The 18609-nt window shown below is 64.9% G+C and carries 17 protein-coding genes; 5 read left to right on the top strand and 12 right to left on the bottom strand.

Going from position 1 to position 18609, the window contains the following annotated elements:
• Positions 1-23 precede the first annotated feature (23 nt).
• The 7 genes from ACFFP0_RS10780 to ACFFP0_RS10750 all read right to left on the bottom strand — a co-directional run bounded on the left by ACFFP0_RS10780 (position 24) and on the right by ACFFP0_RS10750 (position 9271).
• Positions 24-908 carry an aldose epimerase family protein gene (locus tag ACFFP0_RS10780; RefSeq protein ID WP_377260229.1) on the bottom strand — a complete coding sequence of 295 codons (885 nt, stop codon included), beginning with the start codon at positions 906-908 and terminating at the stop codon, positions 24-26.
• Positions 895-2082, bottom strand: coding sequence for a galactarate dehydratase (locus ACFFP0_RS10775; protein ID WP_377260227.1), 1188 nt, complete (start codon positions 2080-2082; stop codon positions 895-897). Before ACFFP0_RS10775 ends, ACFFP0_RS10780 begins: the two co-directional genes overlap by 14 nt.
• A 14-nt stretch (positions 2083-2096) precedes the next feature.
• The gene (locus ACFFP0_RS10770) at positions 2097-3314 is read right to left on the bottom strand and encodes a mandelate racemase/muconate lactonizing enzyme family protein (protein ID WP_377260225.1); all 1218 of its coding nucleotides are present in this window, start codon (positions 3312-3314) and stop codon (positions 2097-2099) included.
• Positions 3311-5071 carry an ABC transporter ATP-binding protein gene (locus ACFFP0_RS10765; protein ID WP_377260223.1) on the bottom strand — a complete coding sequence of 587 codons (1761 nt, stop codon included), beginning with the start codon at positions 5069-5071 and terminating at the stop codon, positions 3311-3313. The genes ACFFP0_RS10770 and ACFFP0_RS10765 overlap by 4 nt, the downstream gene beginning before the upstream one ends.
• A gap of 7 nt (positions 5072-5078) precedes the next feature.
• Positions 5079-6200, bottom strand: coding sequence for an ABC transporter permease (locus ACFFP0_RS10760; RefSeq protein WP_377260221.1), 1122 nt, complete (start codon positions 6198-6200; stop codon positions 5079-5081).
• 9 nt (positions 6201-6209) lie between these two features.
• Positions 6210-7196, bottom strand: a complete 987-nt coding sequence (locus tag ACFFP0_RS10755; protein WP_377260219.1) for an ABC transporter permease — start codon at positions 7194-7196, stop codon at positions 6210-6212.
• Positions 7197-7321: 125 nt separating this feature from the next.
• Positions 7322-9271, bottom strand: a complete 1950-nt coding sequence (locus ACFFP0_RS10750) for an ABC transporter substrate-binding protein (protein ID WP_377260217.1) — start codon at positions 9269-9271, stop codon at positions 7322-7324.
• Between the two features lie 216 nt (positions 9272-9487).
• On the opposite strand from ACFFP0_RS10750, the gene ACFFP0_RS10745 reads away from it, so the two are divergent.
• The 5 genes from ACFFP0_RS10745 to ACFFP0_RS10725 are packed head-to-tail and all read left to right on the top strand — an operon-like array spanning position 9488 to position 13664.
• Positions 9488-10201 (top strand): ribonuclease activity regulator RraA, encoded by a 714-nt coding sequence (locus ACFFP0_RS10745; protein WP_377260215.1) that lies wholly within the window; start codon positions 9488-9490, stop codon positions 10199-10201.
• Entirely contained in the window at positions 10201-10920 is a 720-nt protein-coding gene (locus ACFFP0_RS10740; protein ID WP_377260213.1) for a FadR/GntR family transcriptional regulator, read from the top strand. Before ACFFP0_RS10745 ends, ACFFP0_RS10740 begins: the two co-directional genes overlap by 1 nt.
• A gap of 42 nt (positions 10921-10962) precedes the next feature.
• Positions 10963-11793: an NAD-dependent epimerase/dehydratase family protein gene (locus ACFFP0_RS10735; RefSeq protein ID WP_377260211.1), complete on the top strand. Its 831-nt coding sequence runs from the start codon at positions 10963-10965 to the stop codon at positions 11791-11793.
• On the top strand, positions 11790-12671 hold the full coding sequence (locus ACFFP0_RS10730; protein ID WP_377260209.1) for an SMP-30/gluconolactonase/LRE family protein: 882 nt from the start codon (positions 11790-11792) through the stop codon (positions 12669-12671). The genes ACFFP0_RS10735 and ACFFP0_RS10730 overlap by 4 nt, the downstream gene beginning before the upstream one ends.
• A 36-nt stretch (positions 12672-12707) precedes the next feature.
• Entirely contained in the window at positions 12708-13664 is a 957-nt protein-coding gene (locus ACFFP0_RS10725; protein WP_377260207.1) for a dihydrodipicolinate synthase family protein, read from the top strand.
• Here ACFFP0_RS10725 and ACFFP0_RS10720 read toward each other — a convergent pair.
• Genes ACFFP0_RS10720 through ACFFP0_RS10700 form a run of 5 tightly spaced genes read right to left on the bottom strand, consistent with a single transcriptional unit; the run spans position 13628 to position 18608 of the window.
• Positions 13628-14659 (bottom strand): trans-3-hydroxy-L-proline dehydratase, encoded by a 1032-nt coding sequence (locus tag ACFFP0_RS10720; protein WP_377260205.1) that lies wholly within the window; start codon positions 14657-14659, stop codon positions 13628-13630. The two genes, ACFFP0_RS10725 and ACFFP0_RS10720, sit on opposite strands and share 37 nt — an antisense overlap.
• Positions 14660-14673: 14 nt before the next feature.
• The gene (locus ACFFP0_RS10715; RefSeq protein WP_377260203.1) at positions 14674-15696 is read right to left on the bottom strand and encodes an Ldh family oxidoreductase; all 1023 of its coding nucleotides are present in this window, start codon (positions 15694-15696) and stop codon (positions 14674-14676) included.
• A 2-nt stretch (positions 15697-15698) separates the two neighbouring features.
• Positions 15699-16874, bottom strand: a complete 1176-nt coding sequence (locus tag ACFFP0_RS10710) for a M20 aminoacylase family protein (protein ID WP_377260201.1) — start codon at positions 16872-16874, stop codon at positions 15699-15701.
• Positions 16875-16896: 22 nt separating this feature from the next.
• A complete protein-coding gene (locus ACFFP0_RS10705) occupies positions 16897-17724 on the bottom strand; it encodes an ABC transporter ATP-binding protein (RefSeq protein ID WP_377260199.1) in 828 nt (275 codons plus the stop codon).
• A complete protein-coding gene (locus ACFFP0_RS10700; protein ID WP_377260197.1) occupies positions 17721-18608 on the bottom strand; it encodes an ABC transporter ATP-binding protein in 888 nt (295 codons plus the stop codon). The genes ACFFP0_RS10705 and ACFFP0_RS10700 overlap by 4 nt, the downstream gene beginning before the upstream one ends.
• Position 18609: the final 1 nt, after the last annotated feature.

Raw genomic sequence — 18609 nt, 5'->3', positions numbered from 1 at the left:
TTCGGAAAGCACGATGCGTCGATTCAATGGGGTAGAGCGCCCTCCACATGGAGCGAAAGCCGGGCCGACCGCGCCTCCCCCGGCTGAAGCACGAAAAGCCCGGCCGCCGCCTGTTCCCCGGGCGGAAAACCGAAGGCCCCCGCCACATGGGAAACGGGTTCCAGACAAACATAGCCGGCTGTCCGGTGCGCCACGACATGCGGCAATTCGGGGCCTGCGGTGAGCGTGATGCGGGCTCCGCCATTCAGGACAGCGGCGGCGCTGCGCCAACCGGAGAGAAAAACCGTGAAGCCTTCACGGGGGGACGGCTCCCCGTCCGTTCGTGACGCCGGCGACACGCCGCCGGCCGGAATGCCGGTTTCGTTCACCGGCCAGATCCCTGACGCGTCGCACGAAACCGCCTTGTCGAGGCCGGCCGCGAAATAGGGATGCCAGCCGAAACCACCCGGCATGGAGAGGTCTCCCGTATTGGCCATAGACAGCTCGACATCAAGGCGATCGCCATCAAGCGCAAAGCGCTGGACGGCGCGGAAATCGAACGGCCAGTCCGCATCGGCCCCGTAGTCCACGGCAAGCTCGATCCTGTCCGCCTCCTGCGCGACGACATGCCAGGGCCGCCGGTGGGCCGGACCGTGCTGGGCATCGGTGACCAGCAGCGGATGCGGCAGGACCTCGTGACGCCGCCCCTCATGCGTGAAAGCCGCCCCGACGAGCCGGTTGTGATAGGGAAACAGGGGATAGGCGCCGGCCTTCGGCCAGTTCAGCGGATCGAATCCCGGTTCCGCGGTCGGGACCAGGATATCGCCGAGGCGGTCGTGGACGAGATGGGTCATCCGCCCGCCGTTTTCGGGAAGGAAGCGGGCTTCCAGACGCCCGCTCCTGATCTTGCGCCAGTCAGGCGAAGGCATAGGAGCCGTCCGGCCGCTTCGGCACGCGCCGCTGCCAGTGGACGTAACCATCCTCCCGCATCGCCTTTTCGTCCATCTCGACGCCCCAGCCGGGACGATCCGGCCGGAGCTCCAGATAGCCATCCTTCGGCAGGTAGGGATCGACGACATAACGGGTCGTATCCTCCCGCTTCTCGATCTCCGTGCCGCCATAGACATAGGCCTGCCCCTTCGGCAGCCGGTATTCCAGGATCTTGAAGTTCTGCTGCGCCGCGGAGAAGTGCACGTTGACCGCGGTCGCCAGCGGTCCCATCGGGTTATGCGGCGCAATGCCGACATAAAAGGCTTCGGCGAGCGTCGCGATCCGCTTCATTTCCGTTATCCCGCCGACCACGCAGATGTCCGGCTGGATCAGATCGGTGCCCTTCACCTGCAGGAGCCGCAGGAATTCATAGCGGCTGTAGAGGGATTCGCCCGTCGCCAGCGTGCATTGAAGCCCCTGCTTGAGTTCCCCCCAGGCCTCGATGTTCTCTGGTCTCAGCGGTTCCTCGAAGAACAGCGGATCGTAGGGCGCCAGCGCATTGCCGAGCTGGCGGGCCGCCGCCGGCTCATAGATCTTGGCATGCGCGTCGAAGGCGATCTCGTAGTCGTCGCGCACGGTCTCGCGCAGCTGGCGGAAGTAATCGGCCGAAGCCCTGACCACATTGCCCCAGCGGTTGGCGTGCATGTCGATCCGCCAGGGGCTGAGCTTAAAGGCGGTGAAACCCCAGCCCTCGTTCAGCCGGTCGAGCTCGTCGCGCGCCGCCGGCGCATCGGGCGCCGTATAGACACCTGCATAGACCTTCACCCTGTCGCGCACCTCACCGCCCAGCAGCTTGTAGACCGGCACGCCGGCCGCCTTCGCCGCGAGGTCCCAAAGGCAATGGTCGAGGCCGGAAATCGCCGCCAGCCCCAGCGCGCCGGGGGGAAACCGGCTCTGCTGGATCATCAGGTTGACGAGGAAATCCACCCGCGTCGGGTCCTGCCCGGCGACGAAGCCGTAGAGATAATCGAGCAACGGCGGCAGCGCCTTGTCGGGTCCATGATTGTAGCACTCGCCCCAGCCGGTCAGGCCATCGTCGGTATCGAGCGCGACGATGACGCGCGGCCGGTCCTTGTCGCGGGTCATGAAGACCCGCATCCGATCGATCTTCATCTCTGCCCTGCCTTTCAGGTGTTGAAGTAATGGCGGCGCGACAGGCGCGTCTGCACATAGAGGCGTTCGCCATAGGTGCCGGGATTGTAGGATTTCCCGCTCTCCTGAACCGGCACCGAGACGTTGCCATCGCTCGGGAAGCGGGCGACGAATTCCTCGTCGATATCGCAGCCGAGACCCGGCGCATCCGGGACCGCGATCGATCCGCCTTCCTGGACCGGATGCGGCACGACGACGTGCTGGCGTCCTTCCCAGTCGTCGTCGATCCGTTCCAGGATGAGCGCGTTCGGGATCGAAGCCAGGACATGCAGCGCGGCATATTCCGCGACGGGCCCGAGCGAACCGGAATGGGGCGCCATCTGGATATGATGGGCTTCCGCCATGGCGGCGATCTTCTTCATCTGGGTGATCCCGCCGGCGCGTCCCGTATCCGGCTGGATGACGTCCACCAGTTCCTCCTCGATGAGCTGACGTTCGCCGAAGATGGTCGCGGTGCGCTCCCCGGAAGCGAGGGGGATATGGGCCGCATCGCGGATGCGGCGGTAACCCTCGACATTGTCAGGCGCGATCGGGTCCTCCACCCAGAGCAGTTCATAGGGTTCGAGCTTGCGCACGAGGCGGCAGGCGTCGGCCGGCGTCATCCACGGCGGGCCGTGCAGGTCGATCGCGATATCCATCTCGTCGCCCACCGCCTCGCGCAGCATGTCGACCTTGCGGACCGGATCGGACACGCCGCCGCATTTCAGCGCCTTGATGCCGCGGTTCTTCACCGCAAGGGCCTGTTCCACCGTATTGGCATGCGAATAGATCGGGATGCGGTCGCGGACCTTGCCCCCGAGCAGGTTCCAGACCGGCACGCCGAGCGCCTTGCCCTTGATATCCCAGAGCGCCATGTCGATGCCGGTCATGGCGCCGCCGCCGACCGTGCCGAGCATGCCGTGGCCCATCATGGCGATCGCCATCTTCTGCCACAGCTTTTCGATATGGGCCGGGTCCTCGCCGATCAGAAGGGGCGCGAGATCCTTGATGGCCGTCTCGATCACCCGCGGCCAGCCGGAGCATTCGCCGATGCCGGTGATGCCCTCGTCCGTCTCGATCTTCAGGAAGAGCCAGTTGCGCGTGCCTTCGAGCTTGTGCTGGGTGACATGGCTTGCATGGCCATCGGACGCCCATTTCGAACGGTCGGGCTGGCCCGCGTGCATGAGAAAGGTGCGTATTCCTGTGATCTTCATCGTGCAGAACTTCCATTCTTGACGTTGCTGATTTCGATATGGGGGCTGGGTTCGATGTAGCGGAACCGCCTCGATCGGTCGCGGTCGCGCGGGTCCGGCCTCGGAATGGCCGAGAGCAATGCCTGCGTATAGGGATGGTCGGGCGCGTTGCAGACCTTGTCGGCCTCTCCCACCTCGACGAGCCTGCCGCGATACATGACGCCGACCCGGTCGCACATGTAGCGGATCACGCCGATATCGTGGCTGATGAAGATATAGGCGAGGCCGAGCTGATCCTGCAGCCGCATCAGGAGATCGAGCACCTGGAAACGCACGGAGACGTCCAGGGCGGAGGTCGCCTCGTCCGCCACGATGACGCGCGGGTTGAGCGTGATCGCCCGGGCGATGCCGATGCGCTGGCGCTGGCCGCCGGAAAAGGCGTGCGGATAACGCTCCCGTGTCGCGGGGTCAAGGCCGACCTGCTCCATCAGGTGGCAGACGCGCTCATCAAGCTCCCTGCCCCGGGCGATCCCGTTGACGAGCAGCGGCTCGCCGATCACCTGGGCGACGGTCATGCGCGGATTGAGCGAACCGAACGGGTCCTGGAAGACCATGCGCAATTCGCGCCGCGCGGCCTTCAGCTCAGCGCCCCCAAGCGTGGCGAGATCGACCATCGTGCCGTCGGCGCGGCGGTAATACATCTCGCCGGCGGTCGGATCGTAGAGGCGCATGATCGAGCGGCCCATCGTCGTCTTGCCCGAACCGCTTTCGCCGACGATGCCGAGCGTCTCGCCGGGAAGAAGCGCGATCGACACGCTGTCCAGCGCCTTCATCTGCCCGAAATGCATGGAGAGGTTGCGGATATCGAGGATCGGGTCGACGGAGGTGTCGAGCGGCGGGCGGGCCAGCCTGATCTCCGCCTTCTGCTCCAGCTTCAGGACCGAACCAATCAGCATCTTCGTGTAAGGGTCCTTCGGCGCATGGAAAATCTCGTCGACCGGGCCGTATTCCTTCATCACGCCATGGTGCATGACGAGAACGTCGTCGGCGATCTGGGCGACGACGCCCATGTCGTGGGTGATGAAGAGCACGGCCATGCCGTGCGCCTTCTGGAGCCGCGAGATCAGGTCGAGGATTTCGGCCTGGGTCGTGACATCGAGGGCGGTGGTCGGTTCGTCGGCTATGAGAAGCTGCGGCTTGCAGGCAAGCGCCATGGCGATCATGGCGCGCTGGCGCATGCCGCCCGAATACTGGAAGGCGTAGCGATCCAGCGCCATTTCCGGATCGGGGATCTCGACCTGCCGCAGAAGCGAGATCGCCTCCTGGCGCGCTTCCGCCTTGCTCATGTCGAGATGCAGGCGAAGCACTTCGGTGATCTGGTCGCCGACGGTATGCACCGGCGAGAGCGACGACATCGGCTCCTGGAAGATCATGGCGATGTCGCGGCCGCGCACCGCGCGGATCGCCTTGCCGCGCGGATCGAGCCGGGCGAGGTCGAGCGAGGAACCGTCCTGCCGGTTGAGCAGGATCGAGCCGGAAGCGATCCGGCCGGGAGCGTCGACGATCTGCAGGATCGAGCGGGCCGTCACCGACTTGCCCGACCCGCTCTCGCCGACCACGCAGAGCGTCTTGCCCGGCTCGATCGAGAAGGACAGGTCGTCGACCGCGCGGAAGACGCCCGTACGCAGCGGAAACTCCGTGACCAGGTTCCTGACTTCGAGCAGCGGCTTGCTGATCGGCATCGAAGGACGGGGTGCGATGGACAGGATATCGGTCATCGGCGCCTCACTTGTTGTAGGGATCGGCCGCGTCGCGCAGACCGTCGCCGAAGAGGTTGAGCGCCATGACCGCGATGACGACCGCAAGGCCCGGCATGAACAGCCAGGGCGCGGTGGCAATGGAGCGGATGTTCTGCGCCTCGCGCAGCAGCACGCCCCAGGAAATCGTCGGCGGCTGCAGGCCGAGGCCGAGGAAGGACAGCGACGTCTCGGCAAGGATCATGGCCGGCACGGCAAGCGTCATCGAGGCGATGATGTGGCTCGCGAAACTCGGCAGCATGTGCCGGAAGATGATGCGGCCCTCGGGCACGCCGTCGAGGCGCGCGGCGGCCACGAACTCCTCCGTGCGGAGCGACAGGAACCGGCCGCGCACGACGCGGGCAAGCTGTGCCCAGCCGGTGAAGGACAGGATGATGGTGATCATCATGTATTGCAGCGTGGCCGGCCAGCCCTGCGGCAGGGCGGCCGCAAGCGCCAGCCAGATGGGAATCGTCGGCAGCGACAGGACGAAGTCGATCACCCGCTGCAGGACGAAATCGATGCGGCCGCCATAATAGCCCGATATGCCGCCGAGCACGATGCCGAGCAGAAGCGACAGGAAGACGCCGACGAGACCGATCGACAGCGACACCTGGGCCCCCTGCACCGTGCGGCTGTAGACATCCCGGCCCAGCCGGTCGGCGCCGAACAGGAAGAGCGGCCTGGTCTTGTCCGTCGTCGCCAGGAGATGGATATCGCTCTCGAACAGGCCGAGCACGGAATAGGTATAACCGCGCCCGAAAAGCTCGATCGGTATCTTCCTCGCCGTGTCTTCCACGAAGATCGCGGCAAGCGTGTTCGGGTCGCGCGTCAGCTTCAGCGGATAATAATGCAGTCCGAATTCTAACCCGTTGGTGGTGTCGAAGAGATGGATGCGCTGCGGCGGATGGAAGGTCGCGCGCGCATTCTGGGCGATCGGATCGTTGACGGCGAAGAAACCGGGCAGGACGGCGACGACATACATCGCAACCGTGACGAAGAGCGCGGCCATGGCAAGCCGGTGCCGCTTGAAAGCCCACCAGATGAGCTGCCATTGCGAGGCGACGGCAGCGCGGTCGGGGCGGATGTTGGTGATGGCGATGTCGGCCATGTCGCCCTCCTATTCGAGCCGGATGCGCGGATCGACCAGCGCCAGCAGGATGTCGCTGATCAGCGAACCGATCAGCGTCAGGGCGCAGATCAGCAGGACGAACGCTCCGGCGAGGTACATGTCCTGCGCCATCAGCGACTGGAGAAGCAGGGGCGCTGCGGTGGGCAGGTTCAGCACGATCGCCACCACGACCGAACCGGAAATCAGGTTCGGCAAAAGCCAGGCGATCGTCGAGATGAACGGATTGAGCGCGATGCGCAGCGGGTATTTGACCAGCAGCCGGAATTCGGAGAGCCCCTTGGCGCGCGCCGTCGTCACATAGGGTTTCGGCAGTTCATCGAGCATGTTGGCGCGCATGACGCGGATGAGGCTCGCCGTCGAAGACACCGCGAGGATCGCAACCGGAAGCCAGAGATGCTTGAGGAGGTCGAACATCTTGGCGATGCTCCATGGAGCGGTCTCATACTGCGACGAGAAGAGGCCCCCGACATCCGCGCCGAATTCGACGGCGGCCACATACATCAGGACCAGCGCCAGCAGGAAGGAAGGGATGGAAAGGCCGAAGAAGGTGAAGGCGGTGAATGCATAGTCGCCTATCGAATATTTCCTCACGGCGGAATAGACGCCGATCGGCAGCGCCAGCGCCCAGGTGGCGATCAGGCTTGCGAGCGCGAGCACCAGCGTCAGCGCCATGCGCTCCCAGATGAGGCCGGAAACGGGCTGCTGCCATTCGAACGAAATGCCGAAATCACCCCGGGTGACGATGCCCCAGATCCATTTGAGATATTGCACCAGCATCGGCTGGTCGAGCCCGAACCGTTCACGCAATTGCGCCGCGGTGTTCTGGTCGATCACCTCGTTGGATGACGCGAGGGTGGCGATATAGGTCGTGACGAAGTCGCCGGGGGGAAGCTGGATCAGCACGAAGGCCAGAAAACTGACCGCAAACAACGACGGGATCATCCAGAGAAGTCGTTTGACGACGAAATTCAGCATGGGATGCTCGCAATTCGGATTGCACGGCATGCCGATGCGAAGCAGGCGCTTTCGCAAGGCATGCATGCAACGGGACTTGGAGGAGTGCCGCCGTCCGGAACGGCCGGCGGCACCGGCGAGACAGATCAGCTCGTGAACGTGAACTGCTGCGGCAGTGCCGGCCCGGGATTGGGCCAGGACCAGCTGTCCGGCTGCTTTTCCGGCACGTTGCGCAGGTTGTTGCGGATCACGCCGAAACCACCGACGGCAAGGCAGATCCCCATGACCTCGAAGTCCTCCGCAGCAAGATCGAAGATCTGCTTCATGATCGCGCCGCGCTTGTCGAGATCGGCGGTGGAGCGGGCGTCGTCGAACAGCTTCATCCGTTTCTTCTGGCTTTCCGGGGGCTCCTCGCCCTTGGCGCCGTTCGAGGTGTACCAGAGCGTCCACGGGATGGCGTAACGCGAGCCCTGCGGATGGAAGGCGAAGAAATCGCGCGGGTCGAGCATCGGATCGAGGCCGCCCGGACCCGGCCAGACCTGGGCGTCATGGGCATTGTCGTCGCCGCGCGTATAATAAAGCGCGCGTTCGATCGTGTTGACTTTCACGTCGATGCCGATCTGGACCCAATGCGCTTTCACCAGTTCCAGCACGTCGACAAGATCCGGATAGAGCGTCGGTATGACATCGATCGCAAAGAAGACCGGCTGCCCATCGGGACGCAGGCGGATGCCGCTGCCGTTCTTCTTGTCGAGGCCGGCCTTGTCCAGCATGGCGTTGGCCTTGTCGGGATCGTATTCCGTGAACTGCCGCGCCAGCTTCTCATGATACCAGGGATGGCCGGGTCGCGGCCCGGTCTGGTAGCCCTCGCTCTGGCCGAAATAGACGATGTCGATGATTTCCTGACGGTTGATGCCGATCGACAGCGCCTGGCGGAAGGACTTGTCGGCAAATATCTTGCGCAGGGCCGGGTCCTTGTGGGTCATGTTCAGGTAGAGGGAGCATTGCTGGGCCGCGGAAGGAACCAGCGACAGGAGCCGGTAGTCACCCTTCTGCATGTTCTGGGAGAGCGTCGGCTTGTTCGCCAGGCTGTTGATATGACGTTCCTGGATATCGACCTTGCCCGAGATGACATTGAGCATCAGCGATTCGACGTCCTGCGAAATGCCGAAATTCAGTTCATCGATGTAGGGGAGCTGGTTGCCCTCGGTGTCCACCTGCCAGAAATACGGGTTGCGGGTCATCACCACGCGGGTCGCACCGCCCGAATAGGGCTCCTTGATCACCCAGGGATCGAGCGTCGGCTTGTCGGCATTGGCCCAGCGCGAGGGAATTTCGATGTCGCCGCATTTCGCCCGGAAGAGCTCCGTCCAGCTCGCCGCCCCGGCGGCCTTCACCTCGGCGTCGAGGTTCGGATTGTATTTCGGCAGGAACTTGCTGCAGTAGTGCTTGGCGAAAAGCGTCGGGTGCTGGCCGAGCGGTGTGGCCAGGTTCTCCAGATAGAGGGCGTTCGCCGCCGCAAACGTGAACTTCACCGTATAGTCGTCGATCTTCTCGACGGTCACGGGCTTCCCGGCAACGGAAATCTGCGCGGGTGTGGCGCTGTAGAGTTCCTTGTTCTTGACGACATCCTCGATGGCGAAGACGACGTCGTCGGCAGTGAACGGGTGGCCGTCGGACCATTTCGCACCCTTCAGAAGATGGAAGGTGAATTGCGACGCGTCGGCGTTGACGTCCCATTTCTCGGCAAGGTTCGGCAGAACCTCGGTGAATTCCAGGTTCCAGCGCACGAGGCCCTGATTGCCGACCATGCGAAGGATGCCGTTATGGTCCGACGAGCCGCGCAGGCCGCGCCTCAGCGTGCCGCCATAGGCGCCGATCTTTTCGTAAGGCTTCACGACCATCGGATTTTGCGGCAGCCGCTCGGCGAGCGGCGGCAGCTTTCCGTCCTTGACGAGCGCGGCCAGTTGAGGCGCCTCCTTGCCACCGGCCGCGCTAGCGCCGCCGCCCGCCACGGACAGGGCCACGGCACCGCCGACACCCGCCAGAAACGTCCGGCGGGTTACGCCGGCAGAAATGAATTCATCGTCGCGCATTGATCCTCCTCCCATGTCCTCCAGACCCGAACCCGGTCCCCGGCCGAAACCACCGGACGGCTCGCGCGGCCTCCCAGCCGCCATTGCCCCGGACCTCCGTCCGATGGGCAGGGGGACCATAAGCCGCTTTTCAGATGATTACAAGTATTGACAGATTTTTACAGATTAAATAGCTCTACGCAAAAGCGGACGCATGACCGCATTGGGAGGAGACGGATGACATTCACCGAGGAAACGCGGGAAAAGCTCAAGGGAGTTTCGACCGCCACACTGACCACCATCCTTCTGAAGCGCGGGCTTCGGAACGTGTTCATTCATGGAATCCACAAGATCAACCCGGATGCGCCCCGGCTTGTCGGGCCGGCATTCACCCTGCGCTACATTCCGGCGCGGGAGGATATCGATCATGTCGGCGTCTTCACCGATCGCACCCATCCGCAGCGGCGCGCGATCGAGGAATGCCCGCCCGGGCACGTTCTGGTGATGGATAGCCGCAAGGACTCCACCGCGGCTTCGGCCGGCGCCATCCTGATGACCCGGCTGCATATGCGCGGCGCGGCAGGCGTGGTGACGGACGGCGGCTTCCGCGATACGCCGGATATCGCCAAACTGCCGTTCGCGGCCTATCATGCCGCGCCGTCCGCGCCGACCAACCTCATCCGCCACCACGCGCTCGACATCAACCAGCCGATCGGCTGCGGCGACGTTCCCGTCTATCCGGGTGACATCGTCGTCGGCGACGACGAGGGAGTGGTTGTCATTCCGGCGGCCATGGCTAAAGAGGTGGCCGACGAGGCCGTCGAACAGACGGCCTTCGAGGATTTCGTCGAGGAACGCGTGAAGGCGGGACGCGGAATTTTCGGGCTCTACCCGCCCGGACCGGAGGCCGAAGCCGAGTTCCGCGAATGGAGACGTGAAAAGGGACGTTGATGGACCAAACCGGCGTGATAGCGGCCGCAAAGGCCGAGCCTCGCTTCAGCGACATCATCTACGAGAAGATCGTGGGGATGATCGCCGACGGCCGCTTTCCCGTCAACGAACGGCTTCCGTCCGAGCCCAATCTCGCCATCATGCTGGGAGCCTCCAGGCCTGTCGTGCGCGAGGCGCTGGAACGGCTGCGGGCCGACCAGCTGATCGTCTCGCGCAAGGGTTCCGGCTCCTATGTCCGGCAGCGGCCCGATTCCTCGGTGCTGAAGCAGGTGCCGGTGGGTTCGCTCGCCGACGTGCAGCGGTTCTTCGAATTCCGCGCCGGACTGGAAGCGGAGGCGGCGGAACTTGCAGCCCGCAACTGGCAGGTCAACGACAAGATCCGCATCACCGCGGCCCTGACGGCGCTGGAACACTGTCTCCAGGTGGGCGAACTCGGGGCGGAGGAGGACCAGGCGCTGCATGATGCGATCGCCGCCGCGACGGGCAACCAGTTCCACGTCACGGTGCGCGACTGGTTCAGGCCGCATTTCGCGATCGGCATGTCGGTGACGCGCAGCCTCAGCCTGAAGCGGACGCCGCTGCATGTCCGCCACGTCCAGGATGAGCACACCGCGATCGTCGAGGCCATCCTGGCGCGTCGGGAAGCGGAAGCACATGACGCGATGAAGACCCATATCCTGAACGCACGCGCCCGCATGTTCCAGGGCGTGGGAGGTTAGTTCCGGACACGGCGCAGGGAGGCGCCGGGGAGGAGGAGGATCTTGAAACGGATAGCGATGACGGGCGGCGCCGGCCATATCGCCTCGCAGCTCAGGGCGTTTCTTTGCCCCGAGGCGGAGCATCTGCGGCTCATAGACCTGAAAGCGCCGGGAAACCTGGCGGCCAACGAGAGTTTCCTCGAAGCGGACCTGGCCGATGCCCGTGCCATGCGCGAGGCGCTGGAAGGCATGGACGGCGTCATCCATCTCGGCGGCATTCCGCGTGAAGCGGAGATCGGCGACATCCTGCGCACCAACGTGCTCGGAACCCATAATCTCTATGAGGCGGCACGGGCAAACGGCGTCTCCCGCGTCGTCTTCGCCTCCAGCAATCACGCCACCGGCTTCCATCCCCGGTCGCGGACGATCACGCCGCTCGACGTTCCGCGGCCGGACAGCCGCTACGGATTGTCGAAATGCTGGGGCGAGCTCGTGGCGGGCCTCTACTACGATACGGCCGGCATCCGCACGCTGTCGATCCGCATCGGCAATGCGGCGACCTATCCCACCAGCGAACGCTCCGCGGCGATCTGGATCAGCGGCCGCGATCTCTGGCAACTGGTGAAGATCGGCCTCACGCACCCCGATATCGCCGCCGCCGTCGTCTATGGCATGTCCCGCACCGACGCAGGCTGGTGGCGGGACGAGCTTGCCGAACGCCTGGGTTACCGGCCGCAGGACGATGCCCGCGAGCATCTGCGCATCGAACAGGCGAACGAAGGCGCCGTCGCCGCTTTCTTCCAGGGCGGCGGTTTCTGCGAGCCCGACCATGACGGACAGATCCGGCTGCGTGACGGCGATGGTCTGGTCGTACCCGCGGGGACTGTATCGTGAACGGGACCAGGATCATCATCCCCGAGGTTCGCCGCGTGATCGACTTCCCCCTGAAGGTGGGGGAATCGCCGACCTGGGACGACCGGACCGGCGATCTCTGGCTCGTGGATATCCTCGCCCCCGCGGCCATCCGCCTTCGCGCCGATGGCAGGGTGGACCGCTTCGACATGCCGGTGAAAATCGGCTGCCTGGCGCTCTGCGAGAGCGACGATGTCGCCGTCGCGCTGGAGAACGGCGTGCACCTCATGAATCCCAGGACCGGCGCGCTGAAACTGTTCTGCGACCCGGACGACGGACGCCCCGATAGCCGGCTCAACGACGGAAAGGTCGGGCCCGACGGCTGCTTCTGGATCGGCACGCGCGACGAAGCGATCCCCCAGACTGGCAATGCGCGCCTCTACCGGGTCATGCCGGACGGCTCCTTCGCGACGATCATCGAGGGGAACATGATGACCTCCAACGGCCTCGCCTGGAGCCCGGACGGCCGGACCATGTACCATTCGGACAGCAGCGGGCTGTTTGCCCAGGTCTTCGATTTCGACCCGGAGACAGGGGCGACCGGCGCGCCCCGCCGCCTGCACGACTTTACACCCGAGGAAGGCCGGCCGGACGGCGCCGCCATGGATGCCGACGGTTTCTACTGGATTGCCGGGCAGCAGGGCAGCCGGCTCAACCGGCTTTCGCCGGAGGGCGGGGTGATCGAAGCCTACATGATGCCGGCGAAGGGTCCAAGCATGCCCTGTTTTGGCGGCCCGGACCTCGGCACGATCTACGTGACCACCCTTTCGACCGACAACAACGGTGTTTTCGAGCACGGGACGGTGCTCGCCTTCGAGACCGGCATTCGTGGCACGCCGGTCCACCGTTTCGCAATCTGAACCGATCATCTCCCGAACCCAGGAGAGGGAAGAACCATGAATATCCAGGAATTCCGCAAGGTGCTGACAGGTATCTCGGGCGTGCCGATCACCGCTTACGGCGCCGACGGCGAAGTCGATCTCCGGATCACCAGGACCGTCTACGCACGGGTTGCGGCAGCCGGAATCCACAATATCGTGGCGGCGGGCAATACCGGCGAGTTCTATACCCTGACACCTTCCGAGATCGGCACCGTCACCGAAGCGGCCGTCGCCGGTGCGGACGGAAAAGCCCCGGTAACGGCCGCCGTCGGCCGCTCGCTGCGCGAGGCGATCGGCATGGCGAAAACCGCAAAGGCAACAGGCGCCTCGGCCGTGATGTCCCATCAGCCCGTCGACCCCTTCGCCGCACCGGCGGCGCAGATCGACTACTTCCGCGGGCTTGCGGAGGCCTCGCCGCTGCCGCTCGTCGCCTATGTCCGTGCCGAAGGCTTCAGCCTCGACGACATGCTGCGGCTGGCGAGCCATCCCAACATCGCCGGCATCAAGTTCGCGACGACGGACATCCTCCTGCTGTCGCGGTCCATCGCGGCCTCCGATCCCGGCAACGCGCTCTTCGTCTGCGGCCTGGCGGAAAGCTGGGCGCCGGCCTTTACCGCGGCCGGCGCGCGCGGTTTCACGTCCGGCCTGGTCAATGTCGCGCCGCAGTTTTCGCTCGCCATCCATGCCGCGCTGGAAGCCGGAAACTTCGCCGAGGCCCGCAGGATCATCGACCTCATCGAGCCTTTCGAACGCATGCGCACGAAATACCGCAACGGCGCCAACGTGACCGTGGTGAAGGAAGCCGTCAGCATCATGGGGCTCGCCGTGGGCGAGGTCCGGATTCCCGGCCTGCCCTGCCTCGATGCCGATGACCGGGCAAGGCTTTCGGACCTTCTCCGAAGCTGGTCGGCGGAAAGTAGCGGATTCGGTCCCGCTCAGACGATGTCCGGCCAGGTATCCGAAAGCCGATAGCCGCCCGGCCAGGGATCGGACGGGTCCAGCATGAGCTGATGCGTGCCGGTCACCCAGGCACGGCCGGAAATCAACGGATAGATCGCCGGACGGCCGCCGACGGTCGTCTCCGACTGTATCGAGCAGCGGAATTCCGAGCCGATGATCGACCGGCCGACGAAGGTTTCGCCGACAGCGATCTCTCCGCGGGCATGCAGCACCGCCATGCGCGCGGAACACCCCGTGCCTGTCGGCGAGCGGTCGATCTTGCCGGGCCGGATGACGACCGCATTCGCACCCGTGAGGACCCCGTTGTCGCGTTTCACCGGTGCGGCGATCTGGCAGAAGGAGAAATGGTCCCAATCCGGGTTTTCCGGATGCGAAAAACCGATCTGCTCATCCGCCGCCCTGGTGATCCGCACACCGATCTCGGCAATCGCGCGCGCCTCCTCAGGCCTGATCTTGAAACCGAGGTCCTCGGCATTGACGATGACGAAACTGTCGCCGCCATAAGCCGTGTCGACCGTCACCCTGCCGATGCCCGGCACATCGAGCGGCACGCCGAGCCTGTCGGCAAAGGACGGCACGTTGCGCACCTGAATTCGCTCCGCCTTGCCGTTCCGGCATTCCGCCGTGACTTCCACCAGTCCGCCCGGCGCTTCCAGAACCATTTTCGTCACCGGCTCCTGCATGGGGACGATGCCGGTATCGAGAAGGACCGTCGAGACGCAGATCGAATTGGAACCGGACATGGGCGGCGTGTCCGCCGGTTCCATGATGATCCAGCCCATCTGCGCCCTGGGGTCCTTGGGAGGAACCAGAAGATTGACATGGCGGAAGACGCCGCCGCGCGGTTCGTTCAACACGAAATCGCGAAGCGTCTCGTCGCGGGCGATGAACCGGGACTGTTCCCAGAGCGTTTCGCCTGGCGGCGGCAGCACGCCGCCGACGATCACGTCGCCCACCTCGCCTTCCGCATGGCAACTGACGACATGGATCACTTTCGACGACCGCATCTCAAATCCTCACGTCAGACATAGCTTCGCAGCATGTCGTAATTGGCCTGGCTGAGCACGATGCCCCCGGCCATCGACCGGGTGCGCGATTGCATGCGCCTGTCCCCGGGCAGCCGTTCCTGACCCGCTTCCCGCACGAGGGCGGAAATCTCCGAAACGCGGTCGCGGAAGACATCGTTGCCGCCGCGTTCCGGATCGATGACGATGAAGAGCTGGCCGGTCTTCGGCGTCTGCGCGCCCTTGAACTCGCTCCAGTCGAACTCGCCGGAGAAATAGCCGCCGGTCAGCGCCGCGCCCAGGATTTCGACCATCAGGGCGATGGACCCGCCCTTGTGACCGCCGAAAGGCAGAAGCGCACCGCCATCAAGGATGGCCTTCGGATCTCGGGTCGGCTCTCCGTTCCTGTCGACGCCCATGCCGGGTTCGAGCAAGCGTCCTTCGCGGGCGGCGATCTGCACGTCGCCATTGGCGAGCGCGCTGGATGCCTGGTCGAAAACGAAAGGCGGCTCATCGCGGCGGGGGGCGGCAAAGGCGATCGGATTGGTGCCGAAGATCGCCTTGTGGCCGCCATGCGGCACGACGCAGGCCATGCTGTTGACGAAGCTCAACGCCACCAGCCCCTCGTCCGCAAACGGCTCGACATCCGGCCAGAGCGCGCTGAAGTGGTGCGACCGGCGCAGCGCCAGGAGCGCGATGCCGTGTTCCTTCGTCCGCCCGATCAAAAGGTCGCGCGCCGCCATCAGGGCGGGCTGTGCGAAACCGTTCCGCGCATCGACACGGATGAAGGCTCCGCCGGCATCCTCGACCGCCGGCACCGCCGCGCCGTCCACCCAGCCGCTTTTCAGCGACGAGACATAGCCCGGAATGCGGAAGATGCCGTGGCTGAACGATCCGTCGCGTTCGCAGGAAGCGCAGTTTTCCGCCAGGACTCCCGCATTTTCCGGCGAGACGCCGTTGCGGATGAAGATGCGCGCGAGAAGCGCCACCAGTTTCTCGAAAGAGAGGCGTATGCCCGTTTCGATTTCGGCCTGCTGCATGATCAGACGCCCGGCTTCAGACGTTCTTCGACGAGCGCCGCCCAATATTGCATGCCGTGGATGATGGCGTCGTCGTTGAAATCGTAGGCCGGATTGTGGAGCGCGGCGGAATCGCCGTTGCCCAGCCAGATCATCGCGCCGGGGCGCTTTTCCAGCATGTAGGAGAAGTCCTCCGAACCCATGGTGCGCGGCCAGTCGTCGTTGACCCTTTCCTCGCCCGCCACGCTTTTCGCCGCCGCAACCGCGACCTTCGTCTTGTCGGGATCGTTGACGGTGACCGGATAACCGGCGCGCCATTCGATTTCGGCCTCCGCCTCGAAAAGCGCGGCCGAGGCATTGACGATGTCGCGGAACCGGCCTTCGACCGACTTGCGGGTTTCTGGATCGATGGTGCGGATCGTGCCGCCGATCCGGATCGAGGCCGGAATGACGTTGAGCGCGCTCGGATTGCCGGCGCTGAAATAGGTGACGGACACCACGACCGGGTCAAAGGGATTGGTGTAGCGCGAGGCGATCGTCTGCAGCGCGCCGACGAGATGGGTGCCGGCAAGCAGCGGATCGCGGGTCGTATGCGGATAGGCGGCATGACCGCCGCGGCCGTTGAGCGTCACGACGAAACGGTCACCGGCCGCCAGCATCGGGCCGGGGCGGATGGCGAAGGAGCCGACGGCAAGGCCCGGCTGGTTGTGCATGCCGTAGACCTCGTCGATGCCGAAACGTTCGAGCAGGCCTTCCTCGATCATCACCCGGCCACCCGCGCCGCCCTCCTCGGCAGGCTGGAAGATGACCACGACCGCGCCCGCGAAATCCCGCGTGGCGGCGAGATGCTTGGCGGCAGCGAGCAGCGTCGCTGTATGCCCGTCATGGCCGCAGGCATGCATCATGTTCGCGACTTTGGAGGCATGCGGCAGGTTGGTCTGCTCGGACATCGGCAAGGCGTCCATGTCCGCACGGAAACCGAGCGTCTTTCCCGCCCCGAGCCTGCCCTTGATGACGCCCACCACGCCGGTTCCGGCGATGCCGGTCACCACCTCGTCGCAGCCGAATTCCTTCAGCTTTTCGGCCACCAGGGCCGAGGTCTTCGGCAGGTCGAAGAGCAGTTCGGGATATTGGTGGAGCTTACGGCGCCAGGTCTTCGCCTCGGCGGCAATCTCGCTCATCGCTTCGTGGGGGGCCATGTTTTCCTCTTCTTCCTTGCATTCAGACGGCAGCCTTCCGGCGGAACGGCGAACGATCCGGATCGGGGTCCGGCATCGCGTCCAGAAGCATGCGCGTATAGTCGCTCTTCGGATGATCGAATATCTCCGCGACCGGCCCCTGTTCCACCAGCCGGCCGCGATAGATCACGGCGACATCGTCGCAGATATAGCGGATGACGCCGAGGTCGTGGCTGATGAAGAAATAGGTGAGACCCAGTTCTTCCTGCAGTCGGTGGAGGAGGTTCAGCACATCCGCCTGCACGGAGACGTCGAGCGCCGAGGTGGGTTCGTCGAGGATCAGGAATTCCGGGCGGACGGCGAGCGCACGGGCGATGCCGATGCGCTGGCGCTGGCCGCCGGAGAATTCGTGCGGATAACGGAACAGGTGCTCCGGCCGGAGGCCGACCTGAAACAGCAGTTCCAGCACCCGCTCGGTGCGCCGGCGGGCATCGAGATTCACAACGTCGCCATGGATCACCAGCGGTTCGGCGACGATGTCATGGATCGTCATGCGCGGGTCGAGCGAGGCGTAAGGGTCCTGGAAGACGATCTGCAGGCGCGATCTCAGGCGCCGCATCTCCAGCGGCGTCAGCTTGTGGATGTCCGCGCCGTCGAACAGGATATTGCCCGCCGACAGCGTTTCGAGCCGCAGGATGCAGCGCGTCAGCGTCGTCTTGCCGGAGCCGGATTCACCGACCAGGCCGAAGCTCGCGCCTTTCCTGATCGACAGGCTGACATTGTCCAGCGCGGTAAAACTCTCGCCGCGGCCGAAGAAACCCCGGCGCGGACCGGGGAAGATCTTGGTGACGTTCTGGATGTCGAGGGTCATGCGGCGGTCTCCGGCATCACGCCGCTCAGGCCCTTCAGCTCGCCGCGCCTGGTGTGCGCGGTCGGCACGGAGTTCAAAAGCGCCTGGGTATAACCGTGGCTTGGCCGCTTCAGCACGTCGCCCACCGTTCCTGCTTCGAGAATGCGGCCGCGATACATGACCGCCACATGAGTGCAGATCTGCGCCACGACGCCGAGATTGTGGGTGATCAGCAGCACGCCGATGTTCCGCTCGGCGACGAGGTCGTGGATCAGCCGGAGGATCTGCGCCTGCACCGAGACGTCGAGCGCCGTCGTCGGCTCGTCGGCGATCAGCAGGTCCGGCTTGCCGATCATCGCCATGGCGATCAGCACGCGCTGGCGCATGCCCCCGGAAAACTGGTGCGGATAGTCGTTGATGCGCTCGGCCGCCTTCGGAATTCCGACCTTTTCCAGCATCTCGACTGCGACGCGGTGGGCGGCCTTCCTGAGCTCACCACGAGAGACGCCGGCGGGAAGCCCGAGAACGGACGGGTCCGCATGGCCGGCGTGCAGCGCCACGTCGACAAGCTGCGTGCCGATCCGGAAGGCCGGGTTGAGGTTGGTCGTCGGGTCCTGGAAGATCATGCCGATATGCCGGCCGCGCAGCGCCCGCATCTCCTTGTCGGTCGCCTTCAGCACGTCCTTGCCCTGAAACTCGATCGAGCCGGCGAGGTAGCGGCCCGGCGGCGACGGGATGAGCCGCGAGACGGACAAGCCCGTCAACGACTTGCCGCTGCCCGTCTCCCCGACCATGCCCCAGATCTCGCCGCGCCCGATCTTCAGGTCGATGCCGTGCAGGATATGGGTCTCGCCCTCGTAGCTCCTCATGGCGAGGTTGAGGTTCCTGATGTCGAGTAACGTCATC

The sequence above is a fragment of the Neorhizobium puerariae genome, assembly GCF_042429745.1.
GTDB classification, from domain to species: Bacteria; Pseudomonadota; Alphaproteobacteria; order Rhizobiales; family Rhizobiaceae; genus Neorhizobium; species Neorhizobium puerariae.
The sequence above is the reverse complement of the archived record's forward strand: the minus strand, read 5'-3'. Positions and strand labels throughout refer to the sequence as shown.